This is a genomic window from Marilutibacter maris, from assembly GCF_006546735.2.
In the GTDB taxonomy this organism is placed as follows: Bacteria; Pseudomonadota; Gammaproteobacteria; order Xanthomonadales; family Xanthomonadaceae; genus Marilutibacter; species Marilutibacter maris.
This window is the reverse complement of record NZ_VICD02000025.1, coordinates 1-13,156: the sequence shown is the minus strand read 5'-3', so window position 1 is coordinate 13,156 and position 13,156 is coordinate 1. Positions and strand designations below refer to the sequence as shown.

The 13,156-nt window shown below is 69.2% G+C and carries 15 protein-coding genes; 7 read left to right on the top strand and 8 right to left on the bottom strand.

Translation table 11 applies throughout. The annotated features are described in order from the left end of the window. Nucleotides 1-166 precede the first annotated feature (166 nt). A complete protein-coding gene (locus tag FKV24_RS02365) occupies nt 167-559 on the top strand; it encodes a GFA family protein (RefSeq protein WP_141481064.1) in 393 nt (130 codons plus the stop codon). Nucleotides 560-638: 79 nt separating this feature from the next. Here FKV24_RS02365 and FKV24_RS02360 read toward each other — a convergent pair whose 3' ends face one another. After that, the gene (locus FKV24_RS02360; protein ID WP_141481063.1) at nt 639-1,160 is read right to left on the bottom strand and encodes an RES family NAD+ phosphorylase; all 522 of its coding nucleotides are present in this window, start codon (nt 1,158-1,160) and stop codon (nt 639-641) included. Further along, a complete protein-coding gene (locus FKV24_RS02355) occupies nt 1,157-1,516 on the bottom strand; it encodes a DNA-binding protein (protein WP_111265363.1) in 360 nt (119 codons plus the stop codon). The genes FKV24_RS02360 and FKV24_RS02355 overlap by 4 nt, the downstream gene beginning before the upstream one ends. A gap of 577 nt (nt 1,517-2,093) precedes the next feature. Between FKV24_RS02355 and FKV24_RS02350 the strand changes: the two genes are divergently transcribed. Together FKV24_RS02350 and FKV24_RS02345 are read left to right on the top strand one after the other, a co-directional pair. Then, on the top strand, nt 2,094-3,359 hold the full coding sequence (locus tag FKV24_RS02350; RefSeq protein ID WP_141481062.1) for a ferredoxin reductase family protein: 1,266 nt from the start codon (nt 2,094-2,096) through the stop codon (nt 3,357-3,359). Between the two features lie 239 nt (nt 3,360-3,598). After that, nucleotides 3,599-4,117, top strand: coding sequence for a hypothetical protein (locus FKV24_RS02345; RefSeq protein WP_141481061.1), 519 nt, complete (start codon nt 3,599-3,601; stop codon nt 4,115-4,117). 60 nt (nt 4,118-4,177) lie between these two features. Here FKV24_RS02345 and FKV24_RS02340 read toward each other — a convergent pair whose 3' ends face one another. After that, nucleotides 4,178-5,464 carry an alpha/beta hydrolase family protein gene (locus tag FKV24_RS02340; protein WP_249040877.1) on the bottom strand — a complete coding sequence of 429 codons (1,287 nt, stop codon included), beginning with the start codon at nt 5,462-5,464 and terminating at the stop codon, nt 4,178-4,180. A 158-nt stretch (nt 5,465-5,622) separates the two neighbouring features. On the opposite strand from FKV24_RS02340, the gene FKV24_RS02335 reads away from it, so the two are divergent. Next, nucleotides 5,623-6,102: a GNAT family N-acetyltransferase gene (locus tag FKV24_RS02335; protein WP_141481060.1), complete on the top strand. Its 480-nt coding sequence runs from the start codon at nt 5,623-5,625 to the stop codon at nt 6,100-6,102. 220 nt (nt 6,103-6,322) lie between these two features. Continuing rightward, the gene (locus tag FKV24_RS02330) at nt 6,323-8,083 is read left to right on the top strand and encodes a S8 family serine peptidase (protein WP_141481059.1); all 1,761 of its coding nucleotides are present in this window, start codon (nt 6,323-6,325) and stop codon (nt 8,081-8,083) included. A gap of 83 nt (nt 8,084-8,166) precedes the next feature. Here FKV24_RS02330 and FKV24_RS02325 read toward each other — a convergent pair whose 3' ends face one another. The 3 genes from FKV24_RS02325 to FKV24_RS02315 are packed head-to-tail and all read right to left on the bottom strand — an operon-like array spanning nt 8,167 to nt 10,467. Next, nucleotides 8,167-8,445, bottom strand: coding sequence for a hypothetical protein (locus FKV24_RS02325; protein WP_111265371.1), 279 nt, complete (start codon nt 8,443-8,445; stop codon nt 8,167-8,169). Beyond that, a complete protein-coding gene (locus FKV24_RS02320; protein WP_111265372.1) occupies nt 8,442-9,008 on the bottom strand; it encodes a hypothetical protein in 567 nt (188 codons plus the stop codon). Before FKV24_RS02320 ends, FKV24_RS02325 begins: the two co-directional genes overlap by 4 nt. 1 nt (nt 9,009) lies before the next feature. Continuing rightward, complete coding sequence (locus tag FKV24_RS02315; protein ID WP_141481058.1) at nt 9,010-10,467, bottom strand: amidohydrolase family protein; 1,458 nt, start codon at nt 10,465-10,467, stop codon at nt 9,010-9,012. A gap of 151 nt (nt 10,468-10,618) precedes the next feature. Here FKV24_RS02315 and FKV24_RS02310 point away from each other — a divergent pair, with 151 nt between their 5' ends. Continuing rightward, a complete protein-coding gene (locus FKV24_RS02310; protein WP_170288181.1) occupies nt 10,619-11,122 on the top strand; it encodes an RNA polymerase sigma factor in 504 nt (167 codons plus the stop codon). After that, nucleotides 11,109-11,672, top strand: coding sequence for a hypothetical protein (locus tag FKV24_RS02305; protein ID WP_141481057.1), 564 nt, complete (start codon nt 11,109-11,111; stop codon nt 11,670-11,672). The genes FKV24_RS02310 and FKV24_RS02305 overlap by 14 nt, the downstream gene beginning before the upstream one ends. 168 nt (nt 11,673-11,840) lie before the next feature. Here FKV24_RS02305 and FKV24_RS02300 read toward each other — a convergent pair whose 3' ends face one another. After that, nucleotides 11,841-12,311: a nucleoside deaminase gene (locus FKV24_RS02300; RefSeq protein WP_111265376.1), complete on the bottom strand. Its 471-nt coding sequence runs from the start codon at nt 12,309-12,311 to the stop codon at nt 11,841-11,843. Between the two features lie 52 nt (nt 12,312-12,363). Beyond that, nucleotides 12,364-12,852, bottom strand: coding sequence for a GNAT family N-acetyltransferase (locus FKV24_RS02295; protein WP_141481056.1), 489 nt, complete (start codon nt 12,850-12,852; stop codon nt 12,364-12,366). Nucleotides 12,853-13,156: the final 304 nt, after the last annotated feature.

Here is a 13,156-nt window from a genome sequence, read left to right as displayed (position 1 = left end):
TGCAGCGAGCGGGCGGGCGTACTGGCCATGCGCGCCGAGTGTACTGCAAAGCCGGGACCGGGCCGTGAGCGACTCCGGCAGCGTCGCCGCCATGCCGGCGACGCGATGACAGATGGCCGGTGCCGGCCATATCCTGCCGGCTCGGCCCGGGCAGCAGGAGACGGACATGGAGCGGTTCGACGGCGGTTGCCTGTGCGGCAGGGTCAGGATCGTGGCGTCGGGGCGTCCGTACCGGGTCGGTCTGTGTCATTGCATGGACTGCCGCAAGCACCACGGCGCCTTGTTCCATGCCTCGGCGGTGTTCCCCGGGGACGCGGTCGTGGTCGAGGGCGAGACCGGCGACTACGCCGGCCGCCACTTCTGCCCGCACTGCGGCTCATCGGTGTTCTCGCGCAGCGGCGACGAGATCGAAGTGCACCTGGGCAGCTTGGACGCGCCCGACCAGTTCACCCCGACCTACGAACTGTGGACGATCCGCCGCGAAGCGTGGCTGCCCGAGTTTCCGCTGGCCAAGCGGTATGCGCGCGATCGCGAGGGGGCGGGGCGTGAGGAGGCGTAGGGCGCAAGGCCACGACCGGCGTTGCGCCACGCGTGGCGCGGAGCATCGCGCTGAAGGTCCCGTTCGTTCGAATGCCCGCCTATCGGTGAGGCCAGCTGGACTGGTCGCGAGGCAGCAGCCCATTGGGGTCGTGGGGCTCCAGCCATTCGGGTTGCAGCCGGTCGGTGAACAGCACGATGTTGAGCCCTCCCGGATTGGCGAGGCTCGGGAAGATCAGGCCGAGCTCACCGGCATCCAGGACGATGTCTCCGAGGGCCCAGCTCGGGGGCTCGGTTCCGTCGACGAACAACTGTCGCCAGTCGCAGCCCCAGTCGTTCCAGAGCGGGTCCCATCCGTCGTCATCCAGTTGCCGCAGGTCGACCAGCTCGGGAAGGCGGGCCAGGTAGGCCACGAGCAGGTAGGGCTCGGTCAGATCGTTGTCCTGGCGGTACTCGGCGGCGCAGGTGGCCTCCTCGAAGCTGAGGTAGAGCGCCGGCGTGCCGATCCGATTGAAGCGACCGCCGGCGCGCGCGGCGCCGGCACCGCTGAGGGGCTGGAAGGACCAGAGCGGGTTGTGGGCACGGAAGAGCGGGGTGCCGGCATCCAGCCGGATACGCCTCATCCGTTCTGGCCTCCGGAGATCGACTGCAGGTAGCGCAGGGCCTTGTCGGTGTCGCCGTCCTTGACTGCATCGAAAAGGGTGCGCTGGCCGAGCACGCGTATCGGCGTGTTCTTCATGTGGAAGGCGGCGTCGCGCACATTGGGCTTGAGGCCGAGCAGGGCCAGGAATACGCGGTTGTAGTCGCGCATGCGTTCCTGCGTGCGCGGGCTTTCCGGGTGCAGGCGCATCGTGTTGCGGTGTACGCCCAGCGCATTGGCCAGGACCGACAGGTCCAGCTCCAGGGTCGTGGCGAACCTGGCGGGCGAGAGGTAGGTCTGCCCGGGTTCGCGAAAGAGCTCGGTAATGTCTTGCTGCATGACAGCCGCCATTGCGCTCACCGTTCCGACAGGGTGTGGGCACATTATGTGCACAAAATGTGCACATATCAAGTGAGTGCGTCGCGCGTGTTCCGGTACGCGTGGAGGGCTGGGACGGCTTGTGCCAGAGCGGTATGGGGACTTCCCGGCATGGACGCGCAGGCGGCGCCAGCTGCTGCGGTCGGGCGCGACGTAGCGCATCGAGCTTGGGGGCAGGCTGCAGCTAGACCTCGCAACGGCAAGAACCCCGCGGATGAGATCCTCGCCGCCGCCGGCGAAGATGTGGAGTCGCGGTTGCAGGGGAGCAGCGATCTGGAGACTGAGGGGGAGCGATGGGAAATGTCGCGGCTTTCCTTGAAGCCGGAACGACGCATCCGCTGACACCCGGGACGAAGAGCTTCTGCGGCGTCAGCCCCGCCGGCGACGAGGCGCATGTAGCGCGATGGTCTTGATCGGACGGGGCCGCCACAGACATGGAAATGGGACTGATAGTCGGCACGGGATTGATTCCCAGCAAACGCGGCCGGCCGGGGCGCGACTAGAATCGCCTCGTCCCTTCTGACTGGGCGGAAACGTCATGCGACTCGGATCGCGTTCCCTGATCGTCCCCGTGGTGCTGGTGTGTTTCGCTTTGACGGCGGTGGAGGTTCCCAGCGCCACGTGGCCGACCACCGCCTCTCTCAGCCTCGGTGCGGGTGTTTCCGCGCTGTCGCTGATGGCTCTGGCCGCGGTGCTGGGCGCGCGATGGAAGGGCGTGGAGTCGCTGTTCGGCGGTCTGGATCGCGTCTACGAGACACACAAATGGCTGGGCGTGTGGGCGCTGGTTTTCGCTTCGTTCCATCTGGTCTTCAAGGCGGGAACGTCGGAATGGCAGACCGCCGCCATCCTGTCGCTGCCCGGGCCGGCGACGCGGCTGGTCCGACAGCTCAGCTTCGTGGCGCTGATGCTGATTGTCCTGCTGGCGCTGAACCGCAAGATTCCATACCGGACCTGGCGCTGGTGGCACAAGCTGTCGGGGCCTCTGTTCCTGATCGTCGTCGCGCACTGGCTCAGCTTCAAGTCGCCGATCGCGCTGGTCAGCCCGGCGGGGGTGTGGCTGGCCACGTTGTCCCTGCTCGGGGTGGCCGCCGCCGCCTACAAGCTGCTGCTGTATCCGGCGTTGTCGCAGCACGCCGAATACCGACTGCAATCGGTGTCGGCCAGTGCCAGTGCCGTCCACCTGCGGCTCGTTCCGGTGGGGCGGAGGATTCCGTTCCTTCCCGGTCAGTTCGCTTTCCTGTCCTTCGAACAGAACGGCCTGCGCGAGCCGCACCCCTTCACCATCGCCAGTGCGGGACAGGATGATGGCAGCATCGCCTTCGTGGTGCGTTCGCTGGGCGATTACACCGCGCGACTGGTGAAGGAAGCGAAGCCTGGCCTGGTCGCGGACGTCTATGCGCCGTTTGGCCGCTTCAAGCGCGTTGTCGGGGAGCGGGCAGAAATATGGATCGCTGGTGGCGTGGGGGTAACGCCCTTCATTTCGTGGTTGCAGGATGCCAGCGCCGGCGGACTGGATCGAGTGACCTTCTTTCATTTCTTCACGCCGGGTCGCGAGCTTCCGGAAACCGTGGACCTGTCGACGATGGCACAGGCGCAAGGGGTCGAACTCATAGACGTCCCGACAGGGCCCGGCACCGCCGAGTTTCGCCAACGATTCACACAGTTGGTCGAGCAAACCGGGGCATCCCGGGTCCAGATCAACTTCTGCGGTCCGAGGGGACTGCTCGATCAGGTGCGCCAGCTGATGCGGGAAACGGGGGTGGCCGAGGACCGGCTGCGACAGGAGTTGTTCGAGTTCCGCTGACGCAGGCGAAACCATGGCGCCGGAGACAAGGGCTCCCCGCCGCGCTCGCTACAATGTGCCTCCCGCGATCACCTCGGGGGCAAGCGCAGGCCGGGTCAGAGTCATGGGCAGCGCCACTTCGACGGTGCGGTGTCCACCCCGACGGAACGTGGGCATCGGGAACTGGCTTCGGCCATGGCCCGGACGATGTCCTGATCGTCTAGGACCCGGGCCGGCCTTCTATCGACGAGGACCGTGGAATGACCGCGACCGCTTCCGCACTGCTTTCCCTCGCGCTCGCGGGTGCAGGCCCGGTCGTCGAGCTGCCCGGGGGCTGGCGCCATCCGGTGGCCTCGGAGCTGGAGGATCCGCTGCGCGACGATTCGCCTTCGCGCTACACGCAGGCGACGGCGGACTTCAATGGCGACGGCATCGACGACACCGCGCTGTTGCTCAAGAGCCGGACCCGCAGCGCCGAGGCCCTGTGGGTGCGGCTGTCCGACGGCGCGGACGGCATCCGCTGGTTGAAGCCGATGGAGATCGATTGGGAGGGCCCCGACGCCGGTGTGGCGATGGCGATCGAAGTCCAGGCCCCCGGCGTGATCGCCTACGGCTGTTTCGACGGCATCGAGGATTGCGACTTCGGACCGGTCGAAGAGCGTCCGAAGCTGAAGCTGTCCGAGCCTTCGCTGCTGTACTTCAGGCCCGGCAGCGCCGCGTCGCTGTATTTCTGGAGTCATTCGCGGCAGCGCTTCCTGCGGGTCTGGCTCAGCGATTAGCGACCGTCCCTGCCGCGGACGCGAGGTCCACGGCAGGGACGGGCATCGACCCGGCGAACCTCAGCGGCCGTCGTCGAACAGGCGGGTGCCGCGGCCGTAGCGTCCGCTGGCGTCGCCCTTGATCCAGTCGCCGAGCAGGCGCAGGTAGCCGTCGGTGATGCGGGTGCCCTGGCGCTCGCCGTCGGGCAGGGTGCGGAACTCGAACATGCCGTGGTCGGTGTCCGGGAACAGGTAGACGTCGACCGGCTTGCCGGCGACGGCCAGCGCCTGCAACGCGGCGCGGGTCTTCTCGATCGGCGCCTCGCGGTCCTGTTCGGCCAGCACCCACAGCAACGGCGCATCGAGCCGCTCGAGCACGGCCTGGGCGTCGTAGTCCCAGATCAGTTCGAGATTGTCGAAGCGGGCGCGGCCGAGCCGGCGCAGGTCGGCGTCGGAAGTGCGCAGCATCGCGCCACTGTGCTCGCCCTCGATGGTCGCCGCCCACGGCGCGTCGGCCAGTTCGCGGCGCAACGCCTCCAGTGCCTCGAAGCCGTCGCTGAAATGCGAATCCAGCAGCCGCGCGGTGGCCTGCGAGAGCCGATCGATCTGCGCCATGGTGCGAGCGTCGTAGCCGGCCGCGCGCGTTTCGGAAATCATCTGCTCGCGGTCCTCGTCGATAGGCGAGACCACCAGGCCGAAGCCGATCGCGACGAAGTCCGCGTCCGAATGCGTTGCCGCCAGCGGCGCGACCCAGCCGCCCTGGCTGCCGCCGAAGTAGCCGGCGCGGCCGAAGCGGCCGGCCGCCATTGTGCGGGCGTGATCGAGCGCGGCGGCGGCGTCCTCGGCCAGCAGCTCGAAGTTCTGGGTGTACTCGCCTTCCGATTCGCCGGTGCCGCGCTTGTCGTAGGCGAAGGTGCGGATGCCCTGCGCGGCCATCATGTAGGCGTAGGAGCTGTGGGTGGAGGAATAGCGCTCGGAGCCGTGCACCATCACCACCAGGGGCATGTCGGCGGCGCCGTCCTCGGGTTCGATCAGGTTGCCGGCCAGCCGCGAACCCAGGCTGCCGAAGGTGGTGGCGGTCTCGCGCAGGGCCATGCGCGGCCACAGCGTGGCGCGACCGTCGGCGCCGCGCACGCTCAGGCCGTCGGCGGTGCAGCGCACCGGGCCGTCGTCCTCGACCGTGCTGCCGCGGCGGCCGTCGAGGAACAGATAGCGCTGCGCCGGCGGCGGCAGGCTGTCGATCGAGTAGACGACCACGGCATCGTTGCCGGAGCTGGGGCGATAGGCGCCGGTGGGGCAGTCGGCCATCGCGGCGGTGGCATGGAACAGTCCGGTGGACAGCAAGGCGGCGGTCAGGATGCGGCGCACGATCGGGAATCTCCTGGGGTGGGGGACGGTCGAAGCAGGCGCTGGACTCTATCCGGACGCGCGGTTCGCGGGAGGTGCCGGAGGTTGGGGGTGGCGGACTCCAGTCACGAGATGCGCATCGCGGGACGAAGGTTGCGCCGGACGTCCATACTTCGCGCATGGATATCCGAAAGGCGACCGCTTCGGACTTCGATGCGATGTGGGCGATCTTCCGCGCGGTCATCGCCGGCGGCGATGCGCTGCCGTTCCCGGACGACTTCGCCCCGGAGACCTTCCGCGCGCATTGGTTCGCCATCCAGACGCCTTATGTGGCGGAGGCGGCCGACGGCATCGTCGGCATCTACAAGCTGGGCGCCAATTACCCGGGACCGGGCGCGCACGTGGCCAGCGCGACCTACGCGGTGGATCCGCAGGCGCAGGGGCGCGGCATCGGCCGAGCGCTGGTGCTGCACAGCCTGTCCCAGGCGCGCGCGGCGGGCTTCGTGGCGATGCAGTTCAACTATGTCGTCGCCACCAATGCGCCGGCGGTGGTGCTGTACCGCAAGCTGGGCTTCGACATCGTCGGCACCCTGCCGGGGGCGTTCAGGCACCGGCGTCTGGGGCCGGTGGATGTCCATGTGATGTTCCGCAGGCTGTAGCCGCGGTGGCCGCGAGCCGGCCGCGGGCGCGTTGTTCCTCCGGTGAGGCCGTCCGCTCCCGCCGGTGGCATCGCGTGCGAGTGTCCGGGACGACCGGGGTCGCCGCGCAGCCTGATGTTGCGACGCGCAATCGCATTCAGGTTGTTCCACTGCTAGGTTGGGGCCTCGTGCTCGGACAGGGGGCGTGCGCGAAGCCGTCAATCATCTTCGGGGGTGTCCAATGACGCAGAACTCGCTTGCCGTGGCGCTGGCCGCGGCAGTCATGCTTGTCGCTTCCGGTAGCGCTTCGGCTGCCGATCCCGACCCGAACCGGGTCATGATCAAGTTCAAGCCAGGCGCCTCGGCGCAGGTGCAATCGGCATTGCGGGCGGCCGGCGGCCGCATCCACCTGGAACTGGCGCCGCAGAGGGTGATCGCCGTCAGCGTGCCGCAGCAGGCGCTGGCCGGGCTGCGCAACAATCCGAACATCGAGTATGTCGAACAGGATGCGCCGCGCTATCCGGCCGCGCAGGTCACGCCCTACGGCATCAACAGCGTGCAGGCTCCGCAGACCTGGGCCGCCGGCGCCGAAGGCAGCGGAATCAAGGTCTGCGTGATCGACTCGGGCATCAATGCCAATCACGAGGACTTCGCCGGCATCCCGATGACCGGCTATCCCAGCGGCTGGAACAACGACAGCTGCGGTCACGGCACCCATGTCGCCGGCACCATCGCCGCGGTCGACAACAACGTCGGCGTGGTCGGTGTCAGCCCGGGCGCGGTGTCGCTGCACATCGTCAAGGTGTTCGATGGCGCGGCCTGCGGCTGGAGCTATGCCTCGACCCTGGTCGACGCCGCCAACCGCTGCGCCAGCGCCGGCGCCAGGGTCATCAACATGAGCCTGGGTGGCGACTTCGCCAGCAACACCGAGGAGACGGCATTCGCCAACCTCAACAGCCAGGGCATCCTCAGCGTCGCCGCGGCCGGCAACGACGGCAATACCCGCCACAGCTACCCGGCTTCCTACGACAGCGTGATGTCGGTGGCCGCGGTCGACATCAACAACGCGCATGCCGATTTCTCGCAGAGCACCAGCCAGGTCGAGATCGCCGCGCCCGGCGTCGCCGTGCTCAGCACCTATCCGTACCGGACCGGTTCGATGACCGTCGCCGGCACCGGCTACATCGTCTCGGCGATGGAGGGCAGCGTGCAGTCCACCGCCAACGGCGCGATGGTCGACGGCGGCCTGTGCACCAGCGCCGGCAGCTGGTCGGGCAAGGTGGTGATGTGCGAGCGCGGCGACATCAGCTTCGCCGACAAGGTCAGCGCGGTGCAGGCCGGCGGCGGCGTCGCCGCGGTGGTCTACAACAACGAGCCGGGTGGCTTCTCCGGCACCCTGGGCACGATGACCTCGACGGTGCCGGCGCTGAGCATGAGCCAGGAGGACGGCCAAGCCCTGGTCGCCGCCTCGCTCGGCCAGACCGCGGCGGTCAGTTCGGTGTCGGAGGCCAATACCAGCGGCTATGCCTATCTCGACGGTACTTCGATGGCGACCCCGCACGTGGCCGGTTCGGCTGCGATCATCTGGAGCGCCAACCCGTCGGCGAGCAATCAGCAGGTCCGCGACGCGATGACCTCGACCGCGCTCGACCTCGGCCCGGCCGGTCGCGACAACGACTACGGTTACGGCCTGGTGCAGACCTTCGCCGCGACCGAGGCCCTGCTCGGCGGTGGCCCCGACCCGGCTGACCCGCCGGCCTCGCTGAGCGCGTACAACTACGGCATCAGCAAGGGCAAGCTGCAGATCGGCCTGCAGTGGAGCGCCGGCGACGTCACCGTCGACGTCTACCGCGATGGCAGCCGGATCGCCTCGGCGATCGACAACGGCGGCAGCTACACCGACGCGGTCAAGGTGCGCCGCAACAGCTCCGGCAGCTTCAGCTACCGGGTCTGCAATGCCGGCACCAGCGAGTGCTCGGCCGACGCCAGCGTCGATTACTGAGCCCGACGGCGCCACCGCGCCACGCAGAAGGCCCGCAGCGATGCGGGCCTTCTGCGTTTCCGCCGCCGGCCGGCAAGCGCGGATCAGCGCAGGCGCTGCCGCAGTTTCTGCCACAGCTGGCGGCGCGCGCTGTAGACGTTGACCCCGAGGACCAGGGCGGTCAGCCAGATCATGCCCTCGGTGGTCAGCGCGGCCGCGGTCGTCAGCACGATCAACGCGGTCCGCCCGACGCCGATCGCGAGGCCGGTGCCCAGCGCCAGCCAGGCGGTGACGCAGACCGCGGCGCCCAGGTAGAGCCAGCGCGTGCGGCGATGGCTGGGCGATGCGGGAGGGGTCGACAGCGGTTCCGGTGCGGCGTTCATCGGACCGCCCCCTGGCCGGTGACCGGCAGCAGCTCCGGTGGCAGCGGCGATGCGTCGGTCTCAATCACGCCGACATTGGACACGATCCACCAGCGCTCGCCGTCGTTGAGCAACTGGAAGTGGTTGATCCCGCGCATCAGCGGGGCGTCGTCGTCCAGGCGCAGGCGGATCTCGAAGCTGCTGGTCACCGAGGCCATCAGGTCATGCCGCTCGACCCGGGTCACCAGCGGGATCTCGTGGAAGCCGGTGTTGGCATAGGCACTCTCGGTCTGGGCGACCAGGGCCTCGGTGTCGGTGCTCATGATGCCGGTCATCGCATCGGACTTCACCGCGATCGACATGCGGGCGCCGTCCAGGAACAGGGCGCGGTAGCGGTCCCAGTCGCGCTGCGCGCCGGCCTCGGCGGAGATCACCTCGTAGAGCGCGTGCACGATGGATTCGGGCGATTCCCAGTCGCCGGGTTCCGCGGCGGCGACCGATGGCAATGCCAGCGACAGGGTCAGGGCCAGTCCCGCGGCGATGCGACGGAGCGGGCGGGAAGAAGAGCGGTGGGGATGGGACATGTCATTCTCCTTTGAGCGCGTCGAGCGCGGCGGTGTCGAGCAGTCGGCCGTCGAGCACGACGGCATGGATGGCACGGGTGTTGCGGATGTCCTGGAGCGGATCGGCGTCCAGCACCAGCAGGTCGGCCTCGTGGCCGGGCGCGATCCGGCCCAGGCGCCGTTCCGCGCCCAGGGCGTCGGCGGCATTGACGGTGGCGGCGCGCAGGACCGTCGCTGCCGGGACGCCGGCCTCGGCCAGCAACTGCATCTCGCGATGCAGGCTGATACCCGGCGCGATCCATGGATTGCTCATGTCGGTGCCCAGGGTCAGGCGCGCATCGGTGGCGTACAGGCGAACCGCCATGCGCTGGACCTTCGGCCAGATCGCGCGGGCGCGGACGAAGTCTTCCGGTTTCCAGCCGATCGCGAAGGTGAACCAGTCGTTCCAGCTCGCCTGCAGCGCCGGGTGCGCATGCCGGCGGGCGTCGTCCTTGTAGTCGTTGTCCAGGTCCTGCACGAAGGCGGCATGAAAGGCGACGAGGGTGGCGTCGAACACCGGACGGTGACGCTCGAACGCGGCCACCATGCGATCGGCTTCGGCGCCATCGGGGTCGAAGTGCTCCCACCACTCGAAGAACGCGAAGGTGCCGGCGCGGGCATCGGCCTGCCAGGCGCGTCGCGCCTGCGGATCGAGCAGGTCGGGGCTGGTCGGCATCAGGTGGACGATGGCGTCCAGGCCCATCTCCAGCGCGTCCGGCCAGGCGATCGCATCCAGGTGCGCGACGGCCGGACGTCCGTGCGCGTGCGCGGCCTCGATGCCGGCGCGCAGCTGTTCGCGGTCCAGCCCGGTATAGAGCTTGATCCAGTCGGCGCCGGCTTCGACCTGGTCGGCGACCACCTGCCGGACCTCGTCGGGATCGGACGCGGCGGTGGCCAGTCCGCGGACCGCGGCGTTGTTGATCACCGGGCCGGCGTCGAAGCTCTCCGGACCGGTCAGCCGGCCGCCATCCAACGCTTCGCGGTAGCGCGCGGCGGCGGCCAGATCGCCGCCCGGGTTGCGGATGGTGGTGACCCCGAATGCGACCAGCCGGCGCGCGTTGTGGTCGGCGATGGCATCGTCGGGATCGGCGACCATGGTCAGCTGGCCGCGCTCGCGTCGCATCTGCAGCGGACCCAGGCTCAGGTGGGCGTGCATGTCGATCAGGCCCGGCATCAGGTAGCGCTCCTGCATGTCGACGGTCCGCGCGTCGCGCCGGCAGGCGCGGCTTGCCGGCCGGGCGATGCGGACGATGCTTCCGTTCTCGATACGCAGGCATCGCGGCGGCGTGCTGCGCGCGCGCTCGACATCGACGATGCGGACGTTGTCCAGCGCAAGCGTGGCGGCGCGGGCGGTGCCGGTGGTGGCCGCAAGCGCCAGGATCGCGCTGAGGGCGAGGGCCGCGGCGGCCGATCGCGGCCAGGGCAGGAAGGGGATACGCATGGTCGGCAGGGCTCCGTTGGGGATGTCGATGTCCCCTCAGTGGCCCGGGCCGGCGGATTTCTTACGCGCGATGAATTCCTTTCGCAGGGTGTAAGAAACTGGCCGCGGCCGTCGACTGACGGCGATGAGTACCGGATCGCGTCCCGCCTGCATGCATTCCCTGTGGCCCAGTGTCGAAGCCTTCCATCCGCAGCTGTGGCGCGCGGTGTGCGGCTATGAGCGCAATCCAGCGTTGCGCGAGGAACTGATGCAGGAGGTGTTGCTGGCGGTATGGGAAGCGCTGCCGAAGCTGCGCGATCCCGATCGCCTGCTGCCGTTCGTGCTGCGGATCGCGCACAACCTCGGCGCCAGCCACGTGCGCTCATCGGTGCGCACGCCGGCGCTGGTGGCCTTCGATGCCGACGTCCACGACTCGCTGTCGCAGACATCGGCGGGCGAGGCCGAGCGGGCCCGGACCCAGTGGCTGTTCGAGGCGCTGGCGACGCTGCCGGTCAACCTCAGGCAGCCGCTGATGCTGCAGCTGGAAGGCTTCGACTATCAGGAGATCGCCGACATGCTCGGCATCAGCAGCGACAACGTCGGCGTCCGCGTCCATCGCGCGCGTGAACGACTCAAGACCCTGTCCCGGCAGGAGGATGCAGATGAACTTCGATGACGAACTGAAAGGCGCATGGCAGGGCGAGATCGCTCAGCCGCCGTCGCGCCGGATGAGCGATCAGGTCCGCCGCCACCGTCGACGCCATCGCCTGCTGCGCGGGCTGGAAGTGGTGCTGACCTGCGCCGCGGTGGCGGTGTTCGGCCATGCGTTGATGTCGCGCACCGCCGGACCCAACCACTGGCTGTTGATGCCGTTCTTCATGGTGTTCCTGCCGGTGGTCTGGAGCGTCGTCCTGCGCGCGCCCGGCCGGCACCGCGGCGATGCCAGCGAGCCGCCGCAGGTCTATGCGCGACTGCGGCTGGCGCAACTGCGCACCGACCTGCGCGACCTGTGGCTGGCGCGCCGGGCCGCCGTCGTGTTGCTGGCGTATGCGCTGGTCGCCCTGGCGGGGGCCTGGCTGTTCGGCGATGGCGACTGGCGTACCGCCTCGACCCACCTGCTGGTCTACGCGGTCGGATGGTGGCTGGCGACCTTTGCCTGGTGTCGCCACCTGCGCCGCCGCCGCCTGCGCGAGTACCGCTCGACCCGGCGGATGCTGGGACCGTGAGCCACCGGGCGCCGGCCCGTCGCGAGCGCATGAATGGCGCTGCCTGCTTCCAGGCAAAGAGAGACGCTGCCATCCATGGCGAAGCGTCGCCGGCTCCGTCCAGCTCCTGCCCGGCATCCCTGCCCGGCCATCCCTGGCCGGGCGTTCGTCAACGCATGAGCCAGTGGCTCACGGGCGCGCTTCCTCACCCTCGCCGATGTCCTCGTTCCAGACCTCGGGGTTGGCGGCGATCCAGTCGCCGAGCATCGAGATGCAGCGCTCGTCGGCGAGATCGATGACCTCGGTGCCGTTCTCGCGCAGCCAGTCGATGCCGCCGCCGAAGTTGACCGACTCGCCGACCACCACGGTGCCGATGTTGAACTGCCGCACCAGTCCGCTGCAGTACCAGCAGGGGGCGAGGGTGGTGACCATGATGGTGTCGCGGTAATTGCGCTGGCGGCCTGCCTTGCGGAAGGCATCGGTCTCGCCGTGCACCGACGGGTCGCCCTCCTGCACACGGCGGTTGTGGCCGCAGCCGAGCAGGACGCCGTCGTTGCGGTACAGCGCCGCGCCGATCGGGATGCCGCCCTCGGCCAGGCCGGCCTGGGCCTCGGCGATCGCGGTGTCGAGCAGGGCGCGGTAGTCGGGGGTTTCGATCATCGTTGTCTCCATGGGCTGTCCGGGCGGCCGGTTCCGGTGGCCGTCGGTGGGGTCAGGCGGCGCCGTCGCGGAGCATCTCCACGTGGGGGATGCCGTCCTCCAGGTACTCCGGCGACGCGACCTGGAAGCCGTGACGGGCGTAGAAGTGCTGCAGATGGGCCTGGGCGCCGAGCCGGATCGGCGCGCCGGGCCAGACCCGCTCGATCAGGGCCACGCCCTCGCGCATCAGCGGGTCGCCGAGCCGGCGCCCGCGCCAGTCCGGCGAAGTCACCACGCGGCCGATGCTGACTTCGGCGAAGGTGTCGACGCCGTGGCCGAGACCGCCCGGCAGCACCCGCAGGTAGGCGGCCAACCGGCCATCGGGCGCCTCGCCGAGCAGGTGCCAGGCCTGCGGGTGGTGGTCCTTGCCGTCGATGTCGAGGTAGGCGCAGGCCTGCTCGACCACGAACACCTCGCTGCGCAGGCGCAGCAGCGCATACAGCCGGTTCGGGGTGAGCTCGTCGAAGCGGGCGGCGATCCAATTCAGTTCGGGGGCGCTCATCGCGCCATGATGCCAGCTGCGCGGATTCCGTAGGAGCGGCGTGAGCCGGCGATCCCCGGGCTGCGCCCGGGAATCCCCAAAGTTTGCCTCGCAAACCCTGGGCCCCGCCGTTGCGCTTCCACACCCCCATTCGCGCTGCGCGCGAATCGCCCCCTGACTCAGGGGGGAACGATATCCGGCAGCGCCCGGATATCTCCCAAGGTTTGCTGCGCAAACCTCGGGCCCCGCCGTTGCGCTTCCACACCCCCATTCGCGCTGCGCGCGAATCGCCCCCTGACTCAGGGGGGAACGATATCCGGCTGCG